General features: G+C 54.9%; 19 protein-coding genes and 1 pseudogene. 6 read left to right on the top strand and 14 right to left on the bottom strand.

Annotation, left to right across the window (positions count from 1 at the left end; all coding sequences use genetic code 11):
• Positions 1-5: 5 nt before the first annotated feature.
• The 5 genes from K7H21_RS22625 to gabD all read right to left on the bottom strand — a co-directional run bounded on the left by K7H21_RS22625 (position 6) and on the right by gabD (position 7,112).
• A complete protein-coding gene (locus tag K7H21_RS22625; protein WP_223035386.1) occupies positions 6-2,093 on the bottom strand; it encodes a GumC family protein in 2,088 nt (695 codons plus the stop codon).
• 1 nt (position 2,094) lies between these two features.
• A complete protein-coding gene (locus tag K7H21_RS22620) occupies positions 2,095-2,649 on the bottom strand; it encodes a polysaccharide biosynthesis/export family protein (RefSeq protein WP_177952599.1) in 555 nt (184 codons plus the stop codon).
• Positions 2,646-3,932, bottom strand: coding sequence for an outer membrane beta-barrel protein (locus K7H21_RS22615; RefSeq protein ID WP_223035385.1), 1,287 nt, complete (start codon positions 3,930-3,932; stop codon positions 2,646-2,648). The genes K7H21_RS22620 and K7H21_RS22615 overlap by 4 nt, the downstream gene beginning before the upstream one ends.
• Complete coding sequence (locus K7H21_RS22610; RefSeq protein WP_223035384.1) at positions 3,922-5,325, bottom strand: undecaprenyl-phosphate glucose phosphotransferase; 1,404 nt, start codon at positions 5,323-5,325, stop codon at positions 3,922-3,924. Before K7H21_RS22610 ends, K7H21_RS22615 begins: the two co-directional genes overlap by 11 nt.
• A gap of 338 nt (positions 5,326-5,663) precedes the next feature.
• Positions 5,664-7,112, bottom strand: coding sequence for an NADP-dependent succinate-semialdehyde dehydrogenase (gabD, locus tag K7H21_RS22605; RefSeq protein ID WP_004129222.1), 1,449 nt, complete (start codon positions 7,110-7,112; stop codon positions 5,664-5,666).
• Positions 7,113-7,409: 297 nt separating this feature from the next.
• On the opposite strand from gabD, the gene K7H21_RS22600 reads away from it, so the two are divergent.
• Positions 7,410-7,619: a hypothetical protein gene (locus tag K7H21_RS22600; RefSeq protein ID WP_232391403.1), complete on the top strand. Its 210-nt coding sequence runs from the start codon at positions 7,410-7,412 to the stop codon at positions 7,617-7,619.
• Positions 7,620-7,659: 40 nt separating this feature from the next.
• Here K7H21_RS22600 and foxA read toward each other — a convergent pair whose 3' ends face one another.
• From foxA to uxuA, 5 genes are all read right to left on the bottom strand, one after another.
• On the bottom strand, positions 7,660-9,768 hold the full coding sequence (foxA, locus tag K7H21_RS22595) for a ferrioxamine B receptor FoxA (protein ID WP_087828270.1): 2,109 nt from the start codon (positions 9,766-9,768) through the stop codon (positions 7,660-7,662).
• A 121-nt stretch (positions 9,769-9,889) separates the two neighbouring features.
• Positions 9,890-10,882 carry a helix-turn-helix transcriptional regulator gene (locus K7H21_RS22590; protein ID WP_087828271.1) on the bottom strand — a complete coding sequence of 331 codons (993 nt, stop codon included), beginning with the start codon at positions 10,880-10,882 and terminating at the stop codon, positions 9,890-9,892.
• Positions 10,883-11,036: 154 nt separating this feature from the next.
• The gene (uxuR, locus tag K7H21_RS22585) at positions 11,037-11,813 is read right to left on the bottom strand and encodes a Uxu operon transcriptional regulator (RefSeq protein WP_172879943.1); all 777 of its coding nucleotides are present in this window, start codon (positions 11,811-11,813) and stop codon (positions 11,037-11,039) included.
• 137 nt (positions 11,814-11,950) lie between these two features.
• Positions 11,951-13,426, bottom strand: coding sequence for a fructuronate reductase (locus K7H21_RS22580; protein WP_112165899.1), 1,476 nt, complete (start codon positions 13,424-13,426; stop codon positions 11,951-11,953).
• Positions 13,427-13,502: 76 nt separating this feature from the next.
• A complete protein-coding gene (uxuA, locus tag K7H21_RS22575) occupies positions 13,503-14,687 on the bottom strand; it encodes a mannonate dehydratase (RefSeq protein WP_049115080.1) in 1,185 nt (394 codons plus the stop codon).
• Positions 14,688-15,270: 583 nt separating this feature from the next.
• On the opposite strand from uxuA, the gene K7H21_RS22570 reads away from it, so the two are divergent.
• From K7H21_RS22570 to K7H21_RS22555, 5 genes and pseudogenes are all read left to right on the top strand, one after another.
• Positions 15,271-15,528: a YjhX family toxin gene (locus K7H21_RS22570; protein WP_004129235.1), complete on the top strand. Its 258-nt coding sequence runs from the start codon at positions 15,271-15,273 to the stop codon at positions 15,526-15,528.
• Positions 15,529-15,538: 10 nt separating this feature from the next.
• Positions 15,539-16,090, top strand: coding sequence for a GNAT family N-acetyltransferase (locus K7H21_RS22565; RefSeq protein WP_004129242.1), 552 nt, complete (start codon positions 15,539-15,541; stop codon positions 16,088-16,090).
• 11 nt (positions 16,091-16,101) lie between these two features.
• A pseudogene (locus K7H21_RS29090) lies at positions 16,102-16,581 on the top strand (class I SAM-dependent methyltransferase); the annotation flags it as partial.
• A gap of 408 nt (positions 16,582-16,989) precedes the next feature.
• Positions 16,990-17,736 carry an SAM-dependent methyltransferase gene (locus tag K7H21_RS29085; RefSeq protein ID WP_117085590.1) on the top strand — a complete coding sequence of 249 codons (747 nt, stop codon included), beginning with the start codon at positions 16,990-16,992 and terminating at the stop codon, positions 17,734-17,736.
• A gap of 395 nt (positions 17,737-18,131) precedes the next feature.
• A complete protein-coding gene (locus K7H21_RS22555; RefSeq protein WP_004129248.1) occupies positions 18,132-19,178 on the top strand; it encodes a LacI family DNA-binding transcriptional regulator in 1,047 nt (348 codons plus the stop codon).
• 43 nt (positions 19,179-19,221) lie between these two features.
• Here the strand turns inward: K7H21_RS22555 and K7H21_RS22550 are convergent, their stop codons facing one another.
• From K7H21_RS22550 to K7H21_RS22535, 4 genes are all read right to left on the bottom strand, one after another.
• Positions 19,222-19,641 (bottom strand): RbsD/FucU family protein, encoded by a 420-nt coding sequence (locus tag K7H21_RS22550; protein WP_049115076.1) that lies wholly within the window; start codon positions 19,639-19,641, stop codon positions 19,222-19,224.
• 47 nt (positions 19,642-19,688) lie between these two features.
• A complete protein-coding gene (locus K7H21_RS22545) occupies positions 19,689-20,453 on the bottom strand; it encodes an SDR family NAD(P)-dependent oxidoreductase (protein WP_154902344.1) in 765 nt (254 codons plus the stop codon).
• Positions 20,454-20,572: 119 nt separating this feature from the next.
• A complete protein-coding gene (locus K7H21_RS22540) occupies positions 20,573-22,447 on the bottom strand; it encodes a TRAP transporter large permease (RefSeq protein WP_049115074.1) in 1,875 nt (624 codons plus the stop codon).
• A gap of 71 nt (positions 22,448-22,518) precedes the next feature.
• On the bottom strand, positions 22,519-23,562 hold the full coding sequence (locus K7H21_RS22535) for a TRAP transporter substrate-binding protein (RefSeq protein WP_142481792.1): 1,044 nt from the start codon (positions 23,560-23,562) through the stop codon (positions 22,519-22,521).
• Between the last annotated feature and the right edge of the window lie 580 nt (positions 23,563-24,142).

Genomic DNA, 24,142 nt, shown 5'->3' with positions numbered 1-24,142 from the left:
AATCGCTACTTCGGTGAAATCAGTTCGCCCATGCCGCGCTCGGGCAGGCGTTTGCCCTCCTGCGTCTCCAGGTTCTCTTCTTGCACCCGGTTAAGCATGGTGGCGACAGGGGTTGGCGCGGCGGCTTGCAGACGATTTTGCGCATCGCGGATGCGCGACGCCTGCTCGCCAGCGTTGACCACCAGCAGGCTGATATCGACGTGCGGCGCCAGCAGCAGGGCGTCCTGGGCCAGCCCGAGCGATGGCGCATCAATGATCAGATAATCGTAGGTCTGCCGCAGCGTGGTCAGCAGCGCCGGGAGCCGTTGCGAGGTGAACAGCAGCAGCGTCGAGTCGTTCAGTTCGCCGCGCGGCATAAAATCAAGATTGTCGGCCAGAGAGACGACCGCCTGCGACGTGGCGCAGCGGTCATCAAGACACGCGCTGAACCCTGTTTTATGCTGAGGATAGCGCGCGGAGAGCCCTGCGCTTGCGAGATAATCTATATCGATGAGTAAGGTTTTGCCTGACTTAGCGGCGGACCACGCCAGCATTTCGGCAATCAGGCTGCTGCCGGCATGGGCCTGTGCCGAGGTCACCAGTATCGTCCCGCTATGATTATTCTGGCCGAGCAGCGCCAGGCGCAGGCTGTGGAGCATATCGGCATACAGCAGGTTCTGGAACGTCAGCTGCGCGCTGTTCACCTGAGGTAATAGCGGAAACTCACCGCTGCCATCAAGGCCCGTTTTGGCTTTGAGTTCGCTGATGCTGTTCACCGTTTTATCGAGCGCGGTGCTGACTATCAAGTACATGATGTACAGTGCGAGCGCCATCAGGGTAGCCATCACGATAAGCAGACCGCGCTGCGGTTTAGAGGGAAGATTTGGCGGCACGGCGGCATCGTAGATCACTTCATCAGGAACCGAAAAGCTCTCGGAGAGCTTCTGCTCATTCGCCCGCTGATACAGCGATTTATACAGCTCTTCAGTTTTGTTCAGCGCGGTCATCATGGTGTTGTATTTGTCGCGCTTGGCGCCCAGCGCCTGAAAGCCGGCTTTCTGGTCGTCGAGCATCTTCTGATAGTGCTGCTCATCGTCCAGCGCAATCTGATACTGCTGGCGTAAGCCGTTAAGCAGTTCCCCCAACACCTGGCCTATCTGCCCGTTCACGGCCTGCAGTTGGGCCTGAGCCTGAAGATATTTCGGATGCTTAGGGCCATAGTGTTTCGCCGCTTCCGATAGGTTACGCCGGGTCTGGATTAGCGCGATGCGCAAATCCTGAATCTGCGGATGGCCGGAAATTTCCGGCAGTGAGATGATCGCTTCCGGCGGTTTCCCCTGCTGACGGCGCACTTTGTCCCATACCGTTTGCGCTTTCAGACGGCGCTGGGTGGCGTCGGCAAGATGGTTAATCACGATGCCCAACTGCTCGGTCTCGTAGCCATCCATGCTGCGGAAGGTCAGCAGGCCATTCTTTTTAAGAAAATCATCGATGTCGGCTTTCTGGCGATCGAGCTTATTGCGCAGATCGTCCATCATTTTTTCGTTCCAGCCCTGGGCCTGGAGCAGGATTTTCTGCTTCTGCGCCAGGCTGTAATCGATAAACGCCTGCGCCACGCCGTTGGCGATATCGGCGGCTTTTTGCGGCGATTTTGCCTCCATCGAAACGGAAACCAGCTGCGTGGTGCGCACGCCGGAGATGGTCAGGTTTTTTTGCAGGGCGCGCACGGCATTATTGACGCGCGCGGCCTCATCAAGCTTATCCCCGCCGTTAAATTCCGGGTCCTGATCCAGCTTTAGCGCTTTTACCGCGGCTTCCAGTACCACGCGGGAGCCCATCAGCGCGTATTTGGTTTCATAGTAATCGCTGCGGGTGGAATCGTAGTTTTCCAGCCGCGGCAGGGGAGTGACGTCCTGCGACTGCGCTTTAAACAGCACCGTCGCGGTTGCGGTATAGCTGGATGACATAAAGCGCGTCAGGATCCACGACGCCGCTGCCGCCACCACGACCACCACCAGGCACCAGATCAGCTTGTGCTTAATTTTGTTGAAGTAAGGCGTGAAGTCGATAAAGCCTTCTTTCTTTTTTCCATTTTCAACTAATGAAATAGCCATATCAGAAGAAACTCATGCCAATGATGATGGTATCTCCAGCCTGTACGGAGGAGTCGGCGGCGACGTTTTCCAGCAGTTTACCGCTGCGAAACTGACGAATGCGGATGTCATGGCGATCGGCGCGATCGGTAAATCCACCGGCCAGCGCAATGGCTTTTTCAGCGGTTAAGCCCGGTTCCCAGGCGTAACCGTCCGGTTTTTTGACTTCGCCTAACAGATAAATTTTACGGTATTCGGCAATGCTCACGGTCACCATGGGCGCCTGTAGATAGTTACCGCGCAGCTTATCGGCAATTTCGTTGCCGACCTGTTCCGGCGTTTTTCCTTTCAGCATCAGGGAGCCTATATAAGGATAATCAACGCTGCCGCTATTATCGATTTTTACGCGCATAGTGAGATCCTGCTCGCCGGAAACCGCGATATTGATCTCATCCCCCTGGTCCAGATGATAAACGGCATCCGGCGGCGTTCGGATCGTCTGCGGCGGCGCTGAACAGCCCGCCAGCCATAGCGCCAGAAGAGAAACTATCACCCGTTTTCCATAGTTAAGGATCATATTTGTACCTGCGTCATAAAAATAACGGCCGAGTCGTTGTAGCCCAGCGTGCGCTCGACCTCATGGTCATAATCCGGGCCAATATAAAAGGCATCTTTTTCTTTATTAGAATGCATCGTGTTCCATTGCAGCTTCAGCTGAAAATTAACGGATGGACGGTAGTCGTAGTTGAGGGTGAGCGACACGAGATTTGATTGATCTTTGCGTCCGTTGGTCTGGTGTTTGTAATCCTCTGTAATATAAGAGTAATCAACCAGAGTGGAGAATCTGTCGACCAGCCAATGGTGCTCATATCCCACACCGAAATTTGATACCAGAATATAGCCGCCGGAGTCGGTGGGATCTTTTATTCGTTGTGAACTGTGTAAGTTGAGCTTTATCTGTTCAAGCGGTTTCCAGTCGGCGTTAATATCCCAGTTCAGGCCGTTGAACCCCTGTGAGTCGGGGTTATGGATGAAATCTTTATATAGCCAGGCGACGTTGCCGTTGATCTCGGTCTTGCCGGAAAGGCGATTTTTCATGCCGACCAGCAGATAATATTCATTACTGTCTTTTAACGGGTTGAGCTCATAGCGACGCTGGTTGGTAATAAAACTGTAGCGATAGCGCAGCGTTTTGGCTTTTTGATCAAAAAGTTCGGCGACCAGGCTGTTTTCATGCCACTCCTGATCGTGCATGTAGTAATGAAAGTCGGCGCTGGCGTCCTCAATGCTGTCGAGATTGCGAAAGCGCAGCTGCTTATGCATTAGCGCAACTTCTGCTTTGCCGCGCCCTTCCGGGGCGCCGTAGCTATAGCGCAATTCGCTGTTAAAGAAGCGCGTGGCGATAGGCTGATTAATGCCAAATTCTTTAAACTGCTCGGGGAGAAAACCCTCGGTGGTATCGCGGCCGCGCTCTTCATGGCCGAACGTTTCATCAAGATCCAACGACAGCCCGTGCATGCTGCCGAAGCGCCACTTGCCGTTAAACATAAAAAAATGGTTGTCGCGGTTATCTGCGCTATCGCTGGCGTAGCGGCGGTAATCGCCGGAGTACATCAGTAAATAGCGGTCCTCGTAGCGCTCGCCGATGGCTTTAAAAATCGGCTTAACACCTTGATAAGCTGAGCCGATTTCATTCCCGCCGTAGCGTTGCCAGGTCACGTTGTCATTGTAACCGACGTCATAACCCACCTGGCTCTCGAAATCGATGCCAGCCACACCGGTATGGGGTTTTGCCTGCAGGCCAGCCCATGCGTAAGGCATCGCCAGCAAACCTGCGAGAAAAGTGAGTTCAGAACGCATTCTTCCCCACAAATCCGCGGAAAAACGTTAAAAACACAATCTTGATGTCCAGCAGCAGCGACCACGACTGAATATATTCCAGATCGTACTGAATGCGTTTTTCCATTTTATCAATCGTGTCGGTTTCGCCGCGAAAACCGTGTATTTGCGCCAGCCCGGTAATGCCGGGCTTCACTTTATGGCGGATCATGTAATTTTCCACCAGCACGCGATACTGCTCATTATGCGCGACCGCGTGAGGGCGTGGACCCACAATCGACATGGTTCCCTGCAGCACGTTAAAAAACTGCGGCAGTTCATCAAGCGAGGTTTTTCGTAAAAAGGCGCCGAAGCGGGTAATGCGCGGATCGTTACGCGTCGCCTGGGTCACTACCGCGCTGTTTTCCATCACGCGCATGGTTCTGAACTTCCAGACGGGGATCTGTTTACCGTTCAGGCCGTAACGGTTTTGTTTAAACAGCACCGGGCCCGGCGAAGTTAGCTTAATGCCGATCGCCACCGCCAGCATGACCGGCAGGCTGACCAGGGTAAAAAAAGCGCCAAGCACGATATCTTCGATACGCTTGAGTACCGCGCCTTCACCTTCGAAAGGCGATGTAAAAATGCTGATTGTCTGAATATTGCCGAACATCCGCAACTGAGAAATATGTGAGCTGTAGGAAAAGAGGTCCGGCACCAGGAATACGTCCACGGTGGTGTCGGAAAATTCATTCAAGAACTGGCGAATACGCTGCTGGGCGACCATCGGCAGGGCAATATAGACTTCATCGATTTCTCCGGCTTTCGCCAGCGCCAGCAGGTCTAGTGAGTTGCCTTTTTTCTCAATGCTTAGCAGGCGACTGTCGCGCTGAACGGCGCGATCCTCAAAGAAGGTAATATCAATCCCGTCGTGGGTATACTCCTTAAACAGCGCCTGCTCGATGGCCAGCCCGGCTGGCGTTATGCCTAAAATAGCTACTTTGAGTCTGGATTTGAAAAAATAGCGGCTGGTGATAACGCGAATAAGAAACATACTAATAAATATGGCCATCGAACACAGCACAATAATTTCGGCTAATCGCACCGCGTTTGTGCTGGCGTGATTGTTCAACAATAGTTCGGCGCTTACGAATAATAAAAATGATAACAAGCCGCTTATACTGACGCTGAAAAACAATTTAGTTAATTTTTTTAAATATTGTCCCTTGAACTGACCGGAATATAACTGAAAGTGTTCATTAGCCCGGATAAAAATCAGCGAATATATGATTCCCAGGAACAGAGAGGCCGTTGAGGGTTCGACGAAAAAGTATTTTAAATAAGCGAAAATGAACAGGTTGACGGCAAAAAAATCCAGTAGCTTCATCAGCTTACTATAGCGGGCGTTGTAAATTTTAATGGTGCTATCCGTCATCTTTTTGCTCGTTTTATAGTCAATAAAATGATGTCCTGTCCTTCTCTAGAGCTGAATTTATGTCTATGAATCTATTCAAAAATTAAGCTTTAGCTTGGCGTTGATTATTGTAGCCTACGATTAATCTTATGTCGAACATGCCCCGGACAGAGGGGAGATAACTTTTCCTTCCGGGCAATAATACTTTTATCATGATCTTAAGCATAAAGAAGGGCGGTTACGGTTAAATAGGGGGAGACCCGGGTGGCAAACTAACGGCCGTCATGGCAACATTTCCTTGCCGATCCGTACTCGAGCGTTAAAAAATCCGCGCCAGCGGAGACTGGCGCGTTTATCGGCTAAAGACCAATACACATATATTTGATTTCTAAGTAATCCTCAATGCCATACTTCGAACCTTCGCGGCCGAGACCGGAAGATTTCACGCCGCCGAACGGGGCGACCTCGGTAGAGATAAGGCCGGTGTTAATCCCGATAATGCCGTACTCCAGCGCCTCGCCGACGCGAAAAACGCGGCTCAGATCGCGGGCGTAGAAATAGGCCGCGAGGCCGAATTCGGTGTCGTTGGCCTGAGCAATAACATCCGCTTCATCTTTAAAGCGGAATAGCGGGGCGAGGGGGCCAAAGGTCTCTTCTTTCGCCACTTTGGCGTCGCCGGGGACATCCACCAGAATCGTTGGCTGAAAGAAATTACCGCCCAGCTCATGGACTTTCCCGCCGGTTACTACCCGCGCGCCTTTGCCCAGCGCATCGGCGATATGCTCCTGCACTTTAGCGATCGCTTTCTCGTCAATCAGCGGCCCGATAGTGACATTCGGCTGTAGACCATCGCCAATTTGCAGCTTACTGACCGCCTGCTGAAGCTTTTCGGCGAAGCGATCGTAAACGCCATCCTGGACGTACAGGCGATTGGCGCAGACGCAGGTCTGTCCGGCATTACGAAACTTGGAGGCCAACGCGCCTTCGACGGCCTTATCCAGATCGGCGTCGTCAAAAACGATAAACGGCGCGTTGCCGCCGAGCTCCAGCGAGACCTTCTTGATATCTTTCGCGCACTGTTCCATCAGCTGGCGGCCAATTTCCGTCGAGCCGGTAAAGGAGAGTTTGCGCACTAACGGGTTGCCGGTGAGCTCACCGCCGACCTCGCTGGCCGAACCGGTAACGACGTTAAATACCCCTTCGGGGATCCCGGCGCGGTTGGCGAGCTCCGCCAGCGCCAGCGCGGAGAACGGGGTCTGGCTGGCGGGCTTGAGCACCATCGTGCAGCCAGCGGCCAGCGCCGGGCCCGCCTTGCGGGTGATCATCGCCGAGGGGAAATTCCACGGGGTGATAGCGGCGGTCACGCCGATCGGCTGCTTAATCACCAGCAGCCGCTTATCAGCCTGATGGCCGGGAATGGTGTCGCCGTAGATGCGTTTGCCCTCTTCCGCGAACCACTCGATAAAGGAGGCGGCGTAGCTGATTTCACCTTTTGCTTCCGCCAGCGGTTTTCCCTGTTCCAGCGTCATCAGGCGCGCCAAATCGTCCTGATGTTCCATCATCAGCTCAAACCAGCGGCGCAGGATGCTGGAGCGTTCTTTGGCGGTAAGGGCGCGCCATGCGGGCAGCGCGCGGGCGGCGGCATCGATAGCCTCATGGGTTTCCCCGGCGCCCATTTTGGGCACGCTGCCCAGCTGCTGGCCGTTGGCGGGGTTCGTGACCACAAGGGTCTCTTTGCTGCTGGCGTCGCGCCAACGTCCATTAATCATTGCCTGCTGGCGAAAAAGGGTAGGGTCGTTAAGTTGCATGGTTGCGTCCTGTCTTAATCTGTTTTAGCAGTGAATGCGTCCGGCTCGGCGGGGGCTGCCATCGATTGATACTCCCGGCAGACCCAGCGGCGTCAAACATCTGTCCCTGCTTAGTGTAGTCGAACGCGTTCAGGAAGCCGGGGGTTCTACGGCTGCAATAACCATCATTAATTTACGGTTATTTGAACTGGCGGTACGTTATTGTGCAAAAAATGCGGTATTTTTTATGCTCAACTGGCAAGAAAGGAGCGCTCTATGTCACAGCAAGAAAGGTTTTGTCAGGCCTGTGGAATGCCGATGTCCGCCGAAGGTGCGAAAAGCGCAAGCGACGATTATTGCGCCTGGTGCTGCGATAGCGAGGGGAAGCTTAAGTCATGGGAAGATGCCGTCTCCGGCCTGGCTGAGTTCCTCGATTCCTGGCAGAAGGTCGGGCCCGTGGAATCACGCAAGCGGGCGATGCGTTATTTAACCGCCATGCCCGCGTGGGCCCATAAAGCGGAAGATTAACCGGCTGCCCGGAGCCAAAAACTCCGGGCTTTTAACGTTATCAGAACTTCCAGGAGACGCTGCCGACGATGCTGCGCTCCGCGCCAAAGTAGCAGTAGGAGAGCGAGTTACAGGCGGCAATGTAGCTCTTGTCGGTCAGGTTATTGACGTTCAGCTGGGCGCTGAGGCCTTTAATTCCCACCTTCGACAGGTCATAGCCAATCGCCATATCCACCAGCGTATAGGACGGTAGAGTGTGCGTATTCAGGCGGTCGCTGGTAATGCCATTGACGTAGCGCATACCGGAACCCAGCGTCAGACCATCCAGCGGGCCGCTTTTCACATCATAGCTCAGCCAGGCGCTGGCCTGATTGCGCGGCGCGTAAACGGCACGCTTGCCTTGCTCTTCAGGGCTGCTTTTCTTATAGCGAATGTCGGTGTAGGTATAGGCGGCCTGCAGGCGGAAGCTGTCTGTTAGCTGGCTAATCGCTTCCAGCTCCACCCCTTTCGACTCAATTTCACCAATCGAACGATACGGATCGGTCGGCTCTTCTTTGGTGGCGATATTGGTCTGATTGATGCGGAATACCGAGGCGCTGAACTGGCTATTCATTCCTTCCGGCTCATACTTCAGCCCGGCTTCCCACTGCTTGCCTTTCATCGGATCCAGCACGTTGCCGTTTTCGTCGGCGAAGCTGGTGGGCGTAAAGGCGGTGGAGTAGCTGATGTACGGGGCAAACCCGTTATCGAACAAATACAGCAGCGCGGCGCGGGTGCTGAAGTTGTTCTTATCCAGATCGCTGCGCGTTTGATTGAGCTTATCGATATTCGACACGCTGACCTGGTCGTAGCGCCCGCCGAGGGTGAAGCGCCAGCGCTCCCAGGACATCTGATCCTGCAGATAGTAGCCGGTCTGGCGTAGCTTGTGCTTCTCGCGGCTGTACATGGTGATGTAATCCGGCTTCGCGCCATAGACCGGATTAAAGGCGTCGATGGCCGGGAATGCGCCATAGTAGCCTGTGGTGTTGTTACTGCGGTCCTGATAGTCGATCCCCAGTAACAGGCGATGGTTGACGGCCCAGGTATCGACGCTGCCGTCGAGCTGGTTATCAAGGGTGATGGCGTTCATCTTTTCGTCCGAGCCAGAATAGCCGCGGTTCAGCTCGCTTTCGTTCAGCCAGCCCGCGGCATAGACCTGATTCAGCTCGACTTTGGTGTGCAGGTAGCGCAGCTTCTGCCGCACCGACCAGCCGTTATCAAACATATGCTCGAAGTTGTAGCCGACCATGTTTTCGCGGCGGTCATACTTATCGTAATCATCTTCGCCCTCAAAGAAGGTGTTAGCGATTTTTTTACCGTAGTGCGGTACCACGGTGCCTTCATAAGGGAGGCCAGAGTGGCTGCCGCCTTCCGGGTCGCGATGCAAATAGGCCATTAAATCAAGCCGCGTCTGGTCGGTGATGCGCCAGGTCAGGCTGGGCATAATCGCATAGCGCTGCTCTTTTAAGGTATCAAACTGTGAGTCCGCATAGCGGGTCATGCCGCTTAAGCGCGCCGCCACGCGATCGTTATCGTCCAGCGCCCCGGTGACGTCAAACGCCGCCCCGCGCTGGTTGTTATTCCCGGCAAACAGCTTGATTTCACCGCCGGGATCGAATGAAGGTTTACGCGAGGTGAGGGCGACGATGCCGCCGGGCGAAGAGCGGCCGTACAGCACTGAGGCCGGGCCGCGCACCACTTCGATATTTTCGAGGAACCACGGATCGACCACCAGCGAGCTATGGGAGTTGGTATCGCCCATCATTTTCAGGCCGTCAAGATAGACGTTATCCAGGCTGCCGTCGGAGAAGCCGCGCAGGACGATATAGTCAAAGCGGTTGGAGGCGCCAATCTGGTTGCTGTAAACCCCGGGGGTATAGCTCACGGCCTGGCGGACGCTGATTGCGCCCTGTTCTTCAAACTGCTCGCGCGTGATAATCGACACCGACTGCGGCGTCTCAATATCCGGTGTGGCAATTTTGGTCGCGCCGCTCTGCATCTGCGAAGTGACCACGATGGTTTCATTCTTAGTTGTTTCCTGGGCCAGCAGCGGGAAAGCGACGCCGCCGGTCACCCATCCTACCAGTAGCGCCAGGCGAGTTTTCGCAAACATGAACATCTCCAAAGGCATTTCTAATTGTTAATAAGAATTATTACCTTTTTGATGCTCTCTATAACTATGCGCAATGCCAGGATACGTATGCGCGCTGCCAAAGCCGCTGACTATTTTTCGCAAAAAGAGGAAAAATGGATTAGCCCGCCTTTTGCACATCGCAGGGCGAGATGCCGTAGCGCCGACGAAAAGCGGTCGAGAAGTTGGTGGCGTGCTGATAGCCCGACATCCAGGCCGCCTGCTGTACGCTATAGCCCTCAAGCAGATAGCCTCTTGCCCGTGCCAGGCGGCAGTCGCGCAGGTAGTCGAAGACCGAGCAGCCGTATGCCTGGCGAAACTTACTGCGTAAGCTGCTGGAGCTCATCGCCGCCCGCTGGGCCAGCTCGTTCAGGGTGTAGTCGTTTTCCGGCGCCTGCTCCAGCAGGCGGCGAACCCTTTCCAGCCGCTGCCGTTCGCCGCCCGCCGGGGCGATATGCTTCGTGCTTTCGTCCTGGCATACGCTCAGCCCGTGACCAAACAGCTGAAGAATCAGCCCCTCCAGCATCAGCTGGCGGGAAACGCGGCCAGGCGAACTCTGCTGCGCGTACTCTAGCCCGCTCAGCAGAAAACCCGGTATCTGCCAGATCAGCGTTGGCGTCTGGCATCTTTCCCATTCGCGCATCAATGAATCGAGCAGGCCGTCGCGCCACGCGCCGTCCGGGTAGAGTCCGAGGGAGAGCGTACGTAGTCGACTGTCGGCATCGTGGCGGGCGCGCATCGTCTGCTGTTCGCTAAGACGCGAAGTGAACGCCATCCCGGAACGGACGAGGTGCTGCTCCCCGTTGAGGGTCAGGGCGACACAGCCTTCCAGCACCACCAGCATATAGAGCGGGCTGCTGTGGCGGGAGGTGGTCTCATAGGGCTGCAACACGTGAACATCAGAATGGGTGACGCACATTCCGCAGGGCAGCGTCATCTCTTCCACTTCTCCCCGCAGCACAGGGCTGGCGTACGAGGGCTCCGGCGTTTGCCGCAGCAGCGGGAAGCGGTAGTCGATACCGTATCGTTCACCAAACGCCATAAACTCGCTGACGGAGAACGTTTTTCTCGGCGCCCGGCGGGCGGGTTCGTTGTGCGTCGTTGTCTTGTTCATGCGGTTGTCGGCACCGGAGAGGGGGCGTCATCAGATAGGGTAACTTTACCATTACGCGGGCAGAGCGACAATAAAATGAGAATCATTATCAATGATTGCGGCGTCGCGGCAAGGGGCGCGTGGATGGGCGATGTCCGCGCGCTTGTAGAAGAGGTCAGGCGTCCGCGTTGTCCAGCGGCCAGGAGTCAAACAGATAGCCGTCGAAGTAAATATCGTCGACGTTGGAGAACTCCAGCAGGCGCCGTTTAACGTTTTCCAGATGTTGCCACATGGCGAGCTTGGCCGCCCGGGCGTCTTTTTTGATTAAGGCGGCGAGGATCCGTTTATGATCCACCAGCCACTCCTGGCGGTAGTGAGTATCGCCGAGATGGCGGTGCAGCTGGATCCACATGGGATTATTCTCCCGCCACTGCCATGACTGGCGGAACAGCTCTACCAGCATACTGTTATGAGTCGCTTCGGCGATGGCGAGGTGAAACTGCATATCGCCGCTTTCGGAGCCGCCCGGCGCGCTGCTGGCCAGTTCGCGCTCTTCCAGCTGTAAGGCCTGGCGCATTTTGATGATATCTTCCCGGGTCGCCTGCAGGGCGGCAAACTCGGCGATATTGCTTTCCAGCAGCTGGCGGGCCTGCAGCAGTTCAAACGGACCGGCGTCATTGCAGTGGTTCATGTCCGCGCTCTCCGCCGCGCCTTCTCCGGCGGCGTTATCGAGCACGTAGATCCCGGCGCCGCGGCGTACTTCGATCAGCCCTTTAATTTCCAGCATGATCAGCGCTTCACGAACTACGGTACGGGTGACGTCCAGCATCTCGGCGATCTCGCGCTCCGGCGGTAAGCGATCGCCGGGGCGATAGGGCGTCTTGACGATCAGATCGCGGATCAACGCGCCGACTTCCTGGTAGGGTCTGTGCTGAGAAGTTTGTGATTTCATGATGTTATGTTGTGAGATGCGATAGCCCGGTGGCTGACTATAGCATCTGGCCGCCGGGTTGGCATCTCTCTGCGCTGAGAGAGGGAAAACGGGTCAACCACGCTGTTGTTCAGTTGACCCGTGACAGGGAGAGGTGATTACAGGCCGGCGCCGAGCGTCGCCACGCACGCGCGGGCGCCGCGTTCGCACAGCTGCTGGTACGCCTGCGCCACCGCCGCCACGAAATCGCTGTTGTCCGGCAGATCGTGGGCAAAAATTCCGCTTAGCGCCAGCAGCGCCGCGACGCGTTCCGCGCCCTGATAACGCTGGTTGATCGATTGGATATCCGCCAGCAGCGGGTCGACGACATCAATCGGCTGCCCCTGTTCGTCGATCGCTTGGGTGTAGCGCATCCAGCCCGCCACGCCGAGCGCCAGGTGACGCCAGCTGCTGCCGTTTTGCAGATGCAGACGGATTGGGTCAAGCAGGCGCTGCGGCAGCTTCTGGCTACCGTCCATGGCGATCTGCCAGGTACGATGGCGCAGAGACGGGTTGCTGAAACGGGCAATCAGCAGCGTGGCGTAGGCCTGAAGATCGGTGCCTTCCGGCATCGACAGCGTCGGAGCCTGCTCCTGCATCATCAGGGCGAAAGCCGCTTCGCGGTATGCCGGGTTGGTCATGGTCTCGGCAATGGTTTCATAGCCGCCGAGGTAGCCAAGATAGGCAAGGAAAGAGTGGCTGCCGTTGAGCATCCGTAGCTTCATCATTTCAAACGGCACCACGTCTTCAACGAACTGGGCGCCGACTTTGTCCCACTCCGGGCGGCCGTTGACGAAACTATCTTCAATCACCCACTGGCGGAACGGTTCGCAGGCGATAGCGCACGGATCGTAGACGCCAAGCTGGTCGGCAATCTCCTGTAGGGTTTCGGGCGTCGCTGCGGGCACGATGCGGTCAACCATGGTGCACGGAAAGGTGGCATGGGCTTCAATCCACGCCGCCAGCTGCGGGTCGCGCGCCTGGGCCAGGCCAAGCACCGCCACTTTCGCCACGTGGCCATTCTCGCGGACGTTATCGCAGGACATCACCGTAAAGGCCGCAAGCCCCTGCTCGCGGCGCAGGCGCAGCGCTTCGACGATATAGCCTATGGCGGATTTCGGCGTCGCCGGATGGGCGAGGTCGTGTTGAATCAGCGGGTTGTTGAGATCGAGCTGGCCGCTGGCCGCATCGGTGCAGTAACCTTTTTCCGTTACCGTCAGGGAGACGATAGCCGTGTGCGGGCGCGTCATGGCACGCAGTATGCCCTCGCAGCCGTCGATTTCCGGATGCAGCGCCTCTTTCATCGAGCCGATAATTTTCAGCGCGGTGCTGTCAGCGCCTTTCTCCGCCACGGTATAAAGCAGATGCTGATTTTTCAGATTCTCAATCAGGACACGGTCGTTGCCCGGCATCAAGTTGACTTCGCAGATGCCCCAGTCGCTGTCGCTGGTTTCCAGCAGATGATGGGTGTAAAGCGCTTGATGCGCGCGGTGAAACGCGCCGCAGCCCAGGTGTACGATGCGGGATTCCAGGCGAGAACGATCCCACGCAGGGCGTGTAACCGGCAGGTTGCTGTCGGCAAGGGTGGCAGTCATAGCAAACTCCAGGATGGGCCGCAACAGGCGACCGAAGGGATAAAGGCGGGGCGCTGTCGGCCCCACCAGTCAGGAATTAGCGGCTAAAAAAAGCGCGCTGAATCGCCAGCTCAACGCCGCGGACCTCAGCCAGCCCTTTCAGGCGCCCAATCGCGGAATAGCCGGGGTTGGTTTTCTTTTTCAGGTCGTCGAGCATCTGGTGGCCGTGGTCAGGACGCATCGGGATAAGATCCGCTTTGCCTTCCGCTTTACGGCGGTGCTCTTCTTCAACAATCGCCTTCACCACTTCATACATGTCCACGTCGCCATGCAGATGCGCGGCTTCGTGGAAGGTTTTCGGGTTCTCTTCGCGCAGCGTAGATCGCAGGTGGGTGAAGTAAATGCGCGGGCCAAACTGCTTAATCATATCAACCAGATCGTTGTCGGCGCGGACCCCGTAGGAGCCGGTGCACATGGTAAAGCCGTTCGCCATGCTGTTCACCGTATCAACCATCCACTGCATATCTTCAATGGTCGAGACGATGCGCGGCAGGCCGAGAATCGGGCGCGGCGGATCGTCCGGGTGTACCGCCATACGTACGCCAACCTCTTCGGCAACGGGGATAATCGCCTTCAGGAAGACGGCGAAATTCTCGCGCAACGCGGCTTTATCGATATCTTTATAGGTCGCAAGGTGCTGGCGGAACTGGTCGAGGGTATAACCCTCTTCCGCACCCGGCAGACCGGCGATGATGTTGCGGGTCAGGCGCGCTTTATCTTCATCGCTCATGGCGGCGAAACGCTGATTCGCCTGGGCGACTTCTTCGGCGGTGTAGTCCGCTTCCGCGCCCGGACGCTTGAGGATATGCAGCTCAAAGGCGGCGAATTCAATCTGATCGAAGCGCAGGGCTTTGGAGCCATCCGGCAGGACGTACTCAAGGTCGGTACGGGTCCAGTCGAGGACCGGCATAAAGTTGTAGCACACGGTGCGAATACCACACTGGGCCAGATTGCGCAGGCTCTGCTGATAGTTAGCGATCCACTGCGCGTAGTTGCCGGTATGGGTTTTGATCTCTTCGTGAATCGGTACGCTTTCGACCACCGACCATACCAGGCCGGCTTCTTCCACGATGGCTTTACGCTTGAGGATCTCGTCAACCGTCCACACTTCGCCGTTCGGAATATGGTGCAGGGCGGTAACCACCCCGGTCGCGCCTGCCTGACGGACGTCAGCTAAAGTGACCGGATCGTTAGGGCCATACCAGCGCCATGTCTGTTCCATGCTTAACCTCTTCACGTTGTTGACCTGCTTCAGGCCGCTGCTTTGATGGGAGCGTCGGTTCCGGTCAACCATCGTAACGGAGGAGAAACCAGACGATATGGCGTATAAGTTCCTCCAATTGGTCGAACAAGTCAACCATGTAAGGTAAATTGGTAAACCAAAGTGTGATGGAGATTCGCTAATGGCATAGGTGAAGGGCCCGACGTCATTTCAGACCCGTTGAGTAGCGCCTATAGATCCTGCTGAAGCTCAGAAAGGTATAGGGTCCCGCGCGTCATGCCGGTATAAATGGTTAACCAATGGCGTCAACATGTCGACCATAAGTGCCAGGAAGCGTATGGGCTCGCTGCAGATCACACTTTTTGACTATAACGATTTCCATATAAAAACTGCGTGTTATTATTTCGCTGGTAAATACCTTTTCAACTCTCACCGAGGCTTTGATGCTGGAGAATGTCATCATCAGATAATCAGCTTCCCGACCTTTTCAGGCCGGACTGGTTATCGCTGCGCTTAAACCTTACGCGAACACCTGCGGGTGTTGGCTCGTTTTTACGCATGATGATTAACAGGTTTCTTCAGTATGAATCTATCCCGTCAGGAACAACGTACCTTACACGTTCTCGCTAAAGGTGGCCGGATCGCGCACGTTCGCGATACATCAGGCCGCGTCACCTCCGTTGAATGCTACAGCCGCGAAGGGCTCTTGCTCAGCGACTGCACGCTCGCCGTTTTCAAAAAACTCAAAACCAAAAAGCTGATTAAGTCCGTCAACGGACAGCCCTACCGCATCAATACCACCGGGCTGAACAACGTCCGCGCACAGCTGGACAATCGCTAAGGAGCCTCTGATGACAAACCACAGCTTCACTTTTCATGTCGCCTCTGAAGGCGATACCGATGACATTCTCAATGTCGAAACCCGGGCTTTCGGCTACAGCAAAGAGGCCAGGCTGGTGGCCTCTTTGCTCAACGATGAGAGTGCCAGCCCGACGTTATCGCTGCTGGCCAGGCATAACGGAAAGGCGGTTGGGCATATTTTATTCACCCGGGCGATGTTCAAAGGGGAGCCGGACTCGCCGATGATGCACATCCTTGCTCCCCTGGCGGTGGTGCCGGAATACCAGGGCGCGGGCGTTGGCGGAGCGCTTATCCGGCACGGCATTGAGCAGTTGAAAGCCATGGGAAGCCAGACGGTATTTGTTCTGGGCCACGCCACTTACTACCCCAGGCACGGGTTTGAGCCATGCGCGGGAGATAAAGGCTATCCGGCGCCTTATTCGATTCCCGAGGCGCATAAAGCCTGCTGGATGCTACAGCGGCTTTCGTCTCAGCCGCTGGGGCGAACGGGCCAGATACAGTGCGCCCGGGCGTTAATGAAACCCGAGCACTGGCGCGAGTAATCAATAAGGAGATGATGATGACTATTGGCACGATTATTACAGGTTCCAGGCATATCACGTTGTCATCCCAGGAGCGCAAAATCCCCTGGGATGAACCGGCGTTTAGCCAGCGTATGCTGGAGAACCATCTGTCGCAGGAGCACGACTGGGCCAGCCGCAGGCAGGCGATTATCGAACAACAGGTGGCGTGGATTGCCGGACAGCTGCCCGCCGGCGCCCGCATTCTCGACCTCGGCTGCGGGCCGGGTCTTTACACGCGCCTGCTGGCCGAGCGCGGCTTCTGCTGTACGGGCGTGGATTTTTCACCGGCGTCGATCGCCTGGGCCCGGCAGCAGGCGCAGGCGGCCGGGCTTGATATTGTCTATCACCAGCAGGACGTTCGCGACTACGCGCCGGAAACACAGTTTGATTTCATCATGATGACCTTCGGTGAACTGAACGTGTTCAGCGCAGCTGAGGCTCGCTCGCTGGTCAACCGCTGCGCGCAGTGGCTGGTTCCGTGGGGAAAGCTGCTCATCGAGGTTCATACCTATGCGGAAGTTAAACGTCAGGGAATGGCCGAGCCCGGCTGGCAGCGCTGTCCGCAGGGGCTGTTTCTGGATATTCCGCACCTGCTTCTGACCGAGCACGCCTGGGATCCGGCGGAGCAAACCAGCTCCACGCTGTTCATGGCGATTGAAGAGAGCGGCAAGGTGACGCGTTTCGGTAGTCAGATGACCGCATGGCGTGATGATGCTTATCTCGATCTGCTGCGTACGGCGGGTTTGACCACCATTACCCGTCCGGATGAGGCGGAATGGCCGGTCAGCGAAACCTTTGCCGGTAAGCTGTACGCGCTGCTGGCCGAAAAAAACGTTCCCGGTTCTCTTTCCGCAACACCCATAAAAGGAATTCAACCATTGGATATCCCACGTATTTTCACCATTAGTGAAAGCGCTCACCGCATCCATAACCCGTTTACGCCGGAAAAATATGCCGCCCTTGGCCGCGTGCTGCGGATGAAGGCCGGAACCCGCATACTCGACCTCGGCAGCGGATCGGGGGAGATGCTCTGTACCTGGGCGCGCGATCACGGCATTCGCGGCATCGGCGTCGACATGAGCGCGCTGTTCAGCCAGCAGGCTAAGCTGCGGGCAGAAGAGCTCGGCGTTGCTGACCGCGTGATGTTTATTCACCAGGACGCCGCCGGTTATGTGGCTGAGGAAAAATGCGACATCGCCGCCTGCGTGGGCGCGACCTGGATCGGCGGCGGCGTCGCCGGGACTATCGCGCTGCTGAGCAAAAGCCTCAAGCCCGGCGGTATGCTGCTGATCGGCGAACCGTACTGGCGGCAGGTACCGGCAACGGAAGAGATAGCACAGGCCTGTGGCGCCTCTTCGCTCGCCGACTTTCTGACGCTTGCCGATCTGGTCTCCTCTTACGATGCGCTTGGCTATGACCTCGTCGAAATGGTACTGGCGGACCAGGAAGGTTGGGACCGCTACGAAGCGGCGAAATGGCTCACCATGCGCCGTTGGTTAGAGGAAAACCCCGATGATGACTTTGCGTCAGAAGTCAGGGCGGAGCTGACGATGGCGCCAAAACGCCATGCGACTTATACGCGTGAATACTTTGGCTGGGGCGTGTTTGCGTTAATCAAGCGGTAGTTGAAATACCCGGCATAGCAGGAAGGCTATGCCGGGGTATCGCGCTTAATGTTGCGGATGTTCTTTAATAAACAATGTCTGTACGAAGAAAATTGCCCCAAAAGTGATAATCAAAGCGACTCATGGCGTGAAGGGATGAGTCATCCGTAAGCTCTGCAAAAAGCGAATGAACTTCGTGCGGAATGATGGCGGACTCGCCCATCGACGATCCGCCTGTAAGCAAGTTTGAAGAGCATATGGCCTGGTATAACAGAATTTTTCTCCCGTCCAGGCAATAGCATTGACAGCATCGTCTGTAACGTTACACTAAACCGTTGTAGTGCATAATTTATAATAAGATGGCAGCGTTGACCGTTATGCCTGATGCCATTCATTCATTGCCGTAAAGGAGAGGTATGGCGAATATTCGTGATGTCGCAAAACACGCAGGCGTATCCGTGAGCACCGTATCCAATGTGCTGAACGGTCGTACCGATCAAATGCGGGCTGAAACGCTGACTCGCATCCAGCAGAGCATGCAGACGCTGAACTACTTTCCGAATCGCGTGGCGCAACAGTTAAAGACCGGCCAGGCCAAAATGATTGGTTTACTGGTGCCATCGATAGTCAATCCGAGTTTCGCGGCGCTGGCGCGTGAAGTGGACCTGGCAGCGAAAGAGCGGCACTATCGAGTACTGATTGGTAATACCTATCGGCAAATCGAAGAAGAAGAAGCCTTTCTGGATGATATGTTCTCCCATGGCGTTCGGGGGATTATCGTCGCCGCATGCGATATCGAAAAACCGCATTTTGCTCGCGCGGTAGAGCAGGGCATGGTGATGGTGAACTATGATGGCCGTATGCCTGCGCGGGCACAGACGGGTAATTTTTCCCTCGATAGCATCTCAATGGACAATATTGCTGCAGGGCGAATGGCCGCAGAACATCTTATCGCGCAGGGGTGTCGTCGTCTGGCGTTTGCCACCGTGGCCGGAATGACGCCGAGCCGCGCACACAAAATAGAAGGGTTTCTTTGCGCGGTAAAAGAGCAGGGGTTATACCGCGATGGGATGATCGTGGAAGGACAGGCGATGGCGGCCTATGGCGACACAGAAATGACAGAACTGGGGCGCGCGCTGGCGTTAAAAATCAGCCAGCAGTCCAACCTCCCGGATGGTATCGTGGCGATTAACGATGCGCTCGGTATCGGACTGATGACCGGCCTGCACCAGGCGGGAATCAATATACCCCAGCAAATATCTATTGTAGGCATCGATAACATCTCACTTTCCGGGCTGATTTTCCCAGGGCTCACTTCTATCATGCCGCCGCTGAAAACGATGGCAGAGGTGATGGTAGACCGATTGATTATGCGGATAGATAACGCATCTATCCCGCCTGCCGAGTTTTTATTCCCTCCATCGCTGGTTTCCCGACAATCTGTGCGTAGTGCAGATACCTGAGGTTAGTACGACAAGAGAAGAACAGCCTGTTCTTCTCTTTATTTCATACCAGCGTTGGGGCGACAGTCAGCAGAATATTGGCGAAGCGGCGCGTTTCACCGGAAGCGATGACCAGGATCGTGTCCGACGTTTTCGCCTGTAAATAAAATGCGTTGCGCTCAACATGTTCAAATTCGATAGTTGCTGCTAGCAGGCTCCGATACTCACGCTCGATAGTATTATCGAAATCCGCCGGGCTATTCATCAACGTAGCTTTTTCAACATTTATATACTGGAGGATTTTCTCGAGAATAATCACGCTACCAATCAGTCCCGGTGAAAAATTAAGCCATATAATACGTGCCTGCGCGGAGGTATTGGTTAAAAAAGAGTAGTTAGCGTCAGCGATTAAAATGTTCGCCTTATGCCCGCATTGTGCCAGTGCCTGTAATAAATCAGGATGAATAATATCTGCCTTGATCATATACCCTACCTTTTAAACGCTGGCGGGTATGCATACCCGCCATATTTTTAAGCCCGATAAACCCCGCCATTGATATCGATGGTCGCGCCGGAAACAAAACCACCATATTCGGACGCGAGGAAGCAAATGACTCTTGCCACGTCTTCCGGCGTGCCCGCCCGTCCCAGAGGGATCTCCTGAATTGTCCGATCGGCTGAGGCCTGGGTCGTATGTTGGTTATGAAAACGCGTTCCCAGAATTAACCCTGGCGCAACGGCATTAACGCGTATGCCATATTCACCTAATTCCGCGGCCAGCGAGCGTGTCCATGTCAGTACGGCACCCTTGGTAGTAGAATAAACCAGAGAGCCGGCATGTCCGCCAGAACGTCCGGCCAGGGAAGCCAGGTTAACGATACTTGCGCCCTCAGGGGCCGCTTTCAGCCAGGGCAGCGCCTGTTGAGTGACGTTCATCATCGTTGTCATATTCACATCGATAACTGTACGCCAGAAATGCGGTTCAATCTCTCCCAGCCATTTGCGGGCAATAATACCGCCGACGTTATTGACCAGAATATCAATGCCTCCCAAAAATTCCGCCGCATTCGCCACGCAGCGTGCGGCATCTTCCTCATTGGTTAAATCAGCGAAACCGTAGGCCGCGAGAGAACCCTTTTGTTTGGCTAAAGCGATTAATTCCTGTGGGCCCTCTTCACCACTGAAATAATGTATATAAATATCACATCCGGCCTCGATCAGTTTTCTCGCACTCTCTTTGCCAATACCTTGTTCGGCACCGGTAATAAAGGCTTTCTTACCCGTTAATATTCCCATTGTATACTCCCGTTATACAGCGTTAGACGGTGCCAGATTTATTATCTGGCATGGTGTTAGCGTTTTATTTGCATGGATATCCCTGCCATCTGAGCGTGGCAAATAGCAGGATCTAATAATTAATAGCCGGCGAGCCCTGGCAACCAGGTGGTTAAAGGAGGGGCCATGGCGACAATAATGATGCCGACAAAAACCACCGCCAGATATTTCGCCATGGGTTTAATCACGTGTTTCATCTCCACGCCGCAAATAGCGCAGGTGGTATATAACCCCAGGCCGATAGGCGGGGAAAACAAGCCAAAACCCATCGCCATGATCATCACGATGCCAAAGTGCAAGGGATTAAAACCAAGCTGAATGGCAATAGGCACCAGGATGGGAGCGAAGATAATCAGCGCTGGGGCGCCTTCGAGAACTGCGCCAAAGATAATCAGAATCACAATGGTTAATATCAGGAACAGCCAGGCACCTTGCTCCATACCAATTCCGACCAGCAGTTCAGCGATCTGCTGGGGGATCATTTGTATCGTCAGGGCATAGGACAAGCTGGTAGCGCAGGCTACGATGAACAGTAAGACACCCGACATCGCTGCAATATCAACAAACATTTTTATCGTCGCTTTCAGCGTCAGCTCACGAAACGCCAGTCGGCCCACTACAATGGCGTAGATGACGGCAAAAGCTGAGATTTCAGTTGATGTGGCAATCCCCATCATCACTCCACGGCCAATCATGAAGATCATAACCAGACCGACGGCGGCGCCGAGATAAAGCTGGGTGCGCGGGCGCAATACCGGGTACGCTTCGCTGACGTTGATTTTCCCGCCAAAGCGGTTGGCGGCCACCATTAACAGCACCAACAGGCAGGCTGCCGGCACCAGACCGGCGATAAACAGCGCGCCGATAGAGATATTGGCGACGAACCCCATTACAATCAGGTTCACACAGGGTGGAATGGTTTCTGCCATTACCGCAGATGCAGCAAAGACCCCGGCGGCCTCTTCACCATCTTGTTTCGCCCGGCGCACCGCGGGCATTAACACGCCGCCCACTGCCGCCACATCCGCCAGCTTTGAACCCGAGATGCCGGAAAAGAAGGCCATCGACAGTACGGTTGTCATATTCAGGCCGCCACGAAATCGTCCCATGCCACGCACAATAAGTTCCACCAGACGCGTTGACATGCCGTTGATTTCCATCGCCGCACCGGCAAGTAAGAAGAAGGGAATTGCCAGCAGGACAAAGTGATCAACCCCAGCCGCGACCTGTTGAGAAAAGAAAACAAACGGCAGGGAAGGGTCGCAGATAAAAAATACCATTGCCGACATGCCGAGCGTGAAGGCAATGGGCACACCGGCCAGGATGCCCATGACAAAGCAAATCAGCATGAGTCCGGCAGCCGCGCTGGCTGGATCGGCCATCAGCGAGAGTTTCAGATAACCCAGTGCCGCCAGCGCCAGGATCCCCGCACCGCTGAGCAGAACGATCTTCGCACGTTCGCGTAGGGCATGTTCCAGCGCAGCCACCATCATCACCACGGAGCCGATCAGGACCGGGATCACATAGATGGTTTGCGGTAAGCCCGTTTCGGTGGTTTGTAGCCGTGCAGCCTGGACGAGATCGTAGCTGGAGATGACCAGGCCGACGGAGACCAGGAACAGGATCCAGCGACTGGCATGCACGACATACGGTCGAATGGCATCAGGTAGAAAGCGCAGGAAAAGATCGACGCCAATATGTCCTCCTCTGCCGGTTGAGGTGGCGACACCAAAAAAGACCAGCGCTATCATCAGCGCGCGCGCCACCTCTTCCGCCCAATGAATGGGCGAATGCAGCGCATAACGCCAGATAACGGAAGCAAATACCACCAGAACGTTGATAAATAACACCAGCGCTCCGGCCCACGAGGTTAAGCTGGTTAGGCCTTTGCTTAGCTGCCCCAATAGCGTCAACAAAGTATTTTCATCCTTTGTTTTCAGAGAGATCTCAGCCATGATGAACTCCTCACATGGTTTATGGCTACGCCGACGGCCCGACTGAACCGAGCGGACCGACGATTCCCGGTTCAAGGTTTAGCGCTCGACGCCGTAGCGCTGAACTCTTCCATCATCGGTTTTAAATCAGGATATTTATCAAGGAATGCCTTCCAGACAGGTTGTACGGCCTGAGCGAAGTAAGCGCGATCGGTTTCCCGGAAGGTCACTCCTTTGGCTTCGAGGTTTTTAATCGCCTCAAGCTCTTTTTGACTGGCCTGCTGACGTTCGTACTCGGTGGCTTCTTTTGCCGCGGCCAGCACGTCTGCGCGTAAGAGTTGCGGAATTTGCTCGAAGCTTTTCTTGTTCATGGCAATCATCAGCGGGTTATAGCTGTGGCGAGTCAGTGTACCGTTTTTGATAATTTCATAGTATTTGCTGGCGTAGATGGTTGGGGCATCGTGTTCCACTCCGTCGATAACGCCCATTTGGAGGCTGGAATAGACTTCCCCGCCCGGCATGGGAATGGCAACGGCACCCATGTGATTTAGCGTGGCGATAAAGTTGGGAACCGGCAGCACGCGGATTTTCAGGTTTTTTAAATCCGCCGGTTTTTCAATCACCTTTTTGGTATACACGTTACGTGCGCCGAGGTTATAGCCATAGCCCAGTACCATAACGTTTGCTTTATCCATCATCAGGCTGGAAAGCTTTTCGCCGACTTTGCCATCCAGCGCTTTTCCGACCTGAGCGTAATCTTTAAACAGGTACCCTAAATCAAGAACGCCAATTTCGGGTACCAGCGTCGCCCAGATTGAAGTGCCTGAAATCATCATGTTAATGGCGCCGATTCGCACCTGCTGAGTGGCATCAGCCTCTTTGCCCAGCATCGCGTTTGCGAAGTAATTGAGCTTAATCTGGCCTTTTAACCTCTCGTTTTTATTGATATTTTCCTGAAAACGGTTGAACCAAATATAGTGTGCGGAAGAATCATCAGCCGGCAAAGAAGAGTACACACGAAAATTGATGGCGGCCTGTGCTGAAGCGGTCAGCGCACTACCAGCTATGAGTGCGGTACCGAGGCAAGCGAATGCCAGAAAAAGTCTGGCGGAACGAAGCAGTTTTGTTTTCATCATGATTATCCTTTCTCACAGTGTAGGGGTCGCGATAAGGCTCTCTGGCATGGCTAAATCAGCCAGTAGGTTTAACGAAAAAGGGGTGTTTCTTTCTTCTGTAACGTTTTAGTGTAACGTTACAGACGCTAACGGACTCATTCTGCAAATGCAAGATGCTTGCTATATCATTGGGAGTGATATGTGAATTTTGTGGCGGGTATCGCTAATTTGCCGAGGTGTGTTACAAAATGGAAATGAGGATTCCACTGTTTAGTCACTGTTTAGTTGAGCTGGCCCGCTATTGATATATACGGGTAGGCGGTAGCTCCTGATAAGCAGTCGATGCGCAGCGCCGCGCGAGATGCCTTTGCTTGATTTATCCTGCCATGATTTGCAAGATATCAGCTTGGTTATTCGGGAAAATCATCATGAAGCTTAAAACAGCCTAATTTTTCGCTACTATCCCATGTGATTTAAAAAGTCAGGAATACGTTTAACTTCGTCTTTCGATACTCAGCAGAAATCTGATGTCTGACTCAATTTGCATCCAGAGAAAAAGGAGTGCGATGATTTCTCACCACACTCCGCATTTATTTGGCCA

The organism is Klebsiella sp. CTHL.F3a, from assembly GCF_019890895.1.
Lineage (GTDB): Bacteria > Pseudomonadota > Gammaproteobacteria > Enterobacterales > Enterobacteriaceae > Klebsiella > Klebsiella grimontii.
This window is presented reverse-complemented; position numbering and strand designations above follow the sequence as displayed.

Coding starts and splice junctions, on each gene's coding strand:
- K7H21_RS22540 (WP_049115074.1), bottom strand. CDS start 22,447: ATGGCTGAGATCTCTCTGAAAACAAAGGATGAAAATACTTTGTTGACG.
- K7H21_RS22565 (WP_004129242.1), top strand. CDS start 15,539: ATGACAAACCACAGCTTCACTTTTCATGTCGCCTCTGAAGGCGATACC.
- uxuR (WP_172879943.1), bottom strand. CDS start 11,813: ATGAAATCACAAACTTCTCAGCACAGACCCTACCAGGAAGTCGGCGCG.
- K7H21_RS22600 (WP_232391403.1), top strand. CDS start 7,410: ATGTCCGCCGAAGGTGCGAAAAGCGCAAGCGACGATTATTGCGCCTGG.
- K7H21_RS22580 (WP_112165899.1), bottom strand. CDS start 13,426: ATGACTGCCACCCTTGCCGACAGCAACCTGCCGGTTACACGCCCTGCG.
- K7H21_RS22620 (WP_177952599.1), bottom strand. CDS start 2,649: ATGATCCTTAACTATGGAAAACGGGTGATAGTTTCTCTTCTGGCGCTA.
- K7H21_RS22615 (WP_223035385.1), bottom strand. CDS start 3,932: ATGCGTTCTGAACTCACTTTTCTCGCAGGTTTGCTGGCGATGCCTTAC.
- foxA (WP_087828270.1), bottom strand. CDS start 9,768: ATGCCTTTGGAGATGTTCATGTTTGCGAAAACTCGCCTGGCGCTACTG.
- K7H21_RS22570 (WP_004129235.1), top strand. CDS start 15,271: ATGAATCTATCCCGTCAGGAACAACGTACCTTACACGTTCTCGCTAAA.
- K7H21_RS22590 (WP_087828271.1), bottom strand. CDS start 10,882: ATGAACAAGACAACGACGCACAACGAACCCGCCCGCCGGGCGCCGAGA.
- K7H21_RS22535 (WP_142481792.1), bottom strand. CDS start 23,562: ATGATGAAAACAAAACTGCTTCGTTCCGCCAGACTTTTTCTGGCATTC.
- K7H21_RS22625 (WP_223035386.1), bottom strand. CDS start 2,093: ATGGCTATTTCATTAGTTGAAAATGGAAAAAAGAAAGAAGGCTTTATC.
- K7H21_RS22555 (WP_004129248.1), top strand. CDS start 18,132: ATGGCGAATATTCGTGATGTCGCAAAACACGCAGGCGTATCCGTGAGC.
- K7H21_RS22545 (WP_154902344.1), bottom strand. CDS start 20,453: ATGGGAATATTAACGGGTAAGAAAGCCTTTATTACCGGTGCCGAACAA.
- uxuA (WP_049115080.1), bottom strand. CDS start 14,687: ATGGAACAGACATGGCGCTGGTATGGCCCTAACGATCCGGTCACTTTA.
- K7H21_RS22550 (WP_049115076.1), bottom strand. CDS start 19,641: ATGATCAAGGCAGATATTATTCATCCTGATTTATTACAGGCACTGGCA.
- gabD (WP_004129222.1), bottom strand. CDS start 7,112: ATGCAACTTAACGACCCTACCCTTTTTCGCCAGCAGGCAATGATTAAT.
- K7H21_RS22610 (WP_223035384.1), bottom strand. CDS start 5,325: ATGACGGATAGCACCATTAAAATTTACAACGCCCGCTATAGTAAGCTG.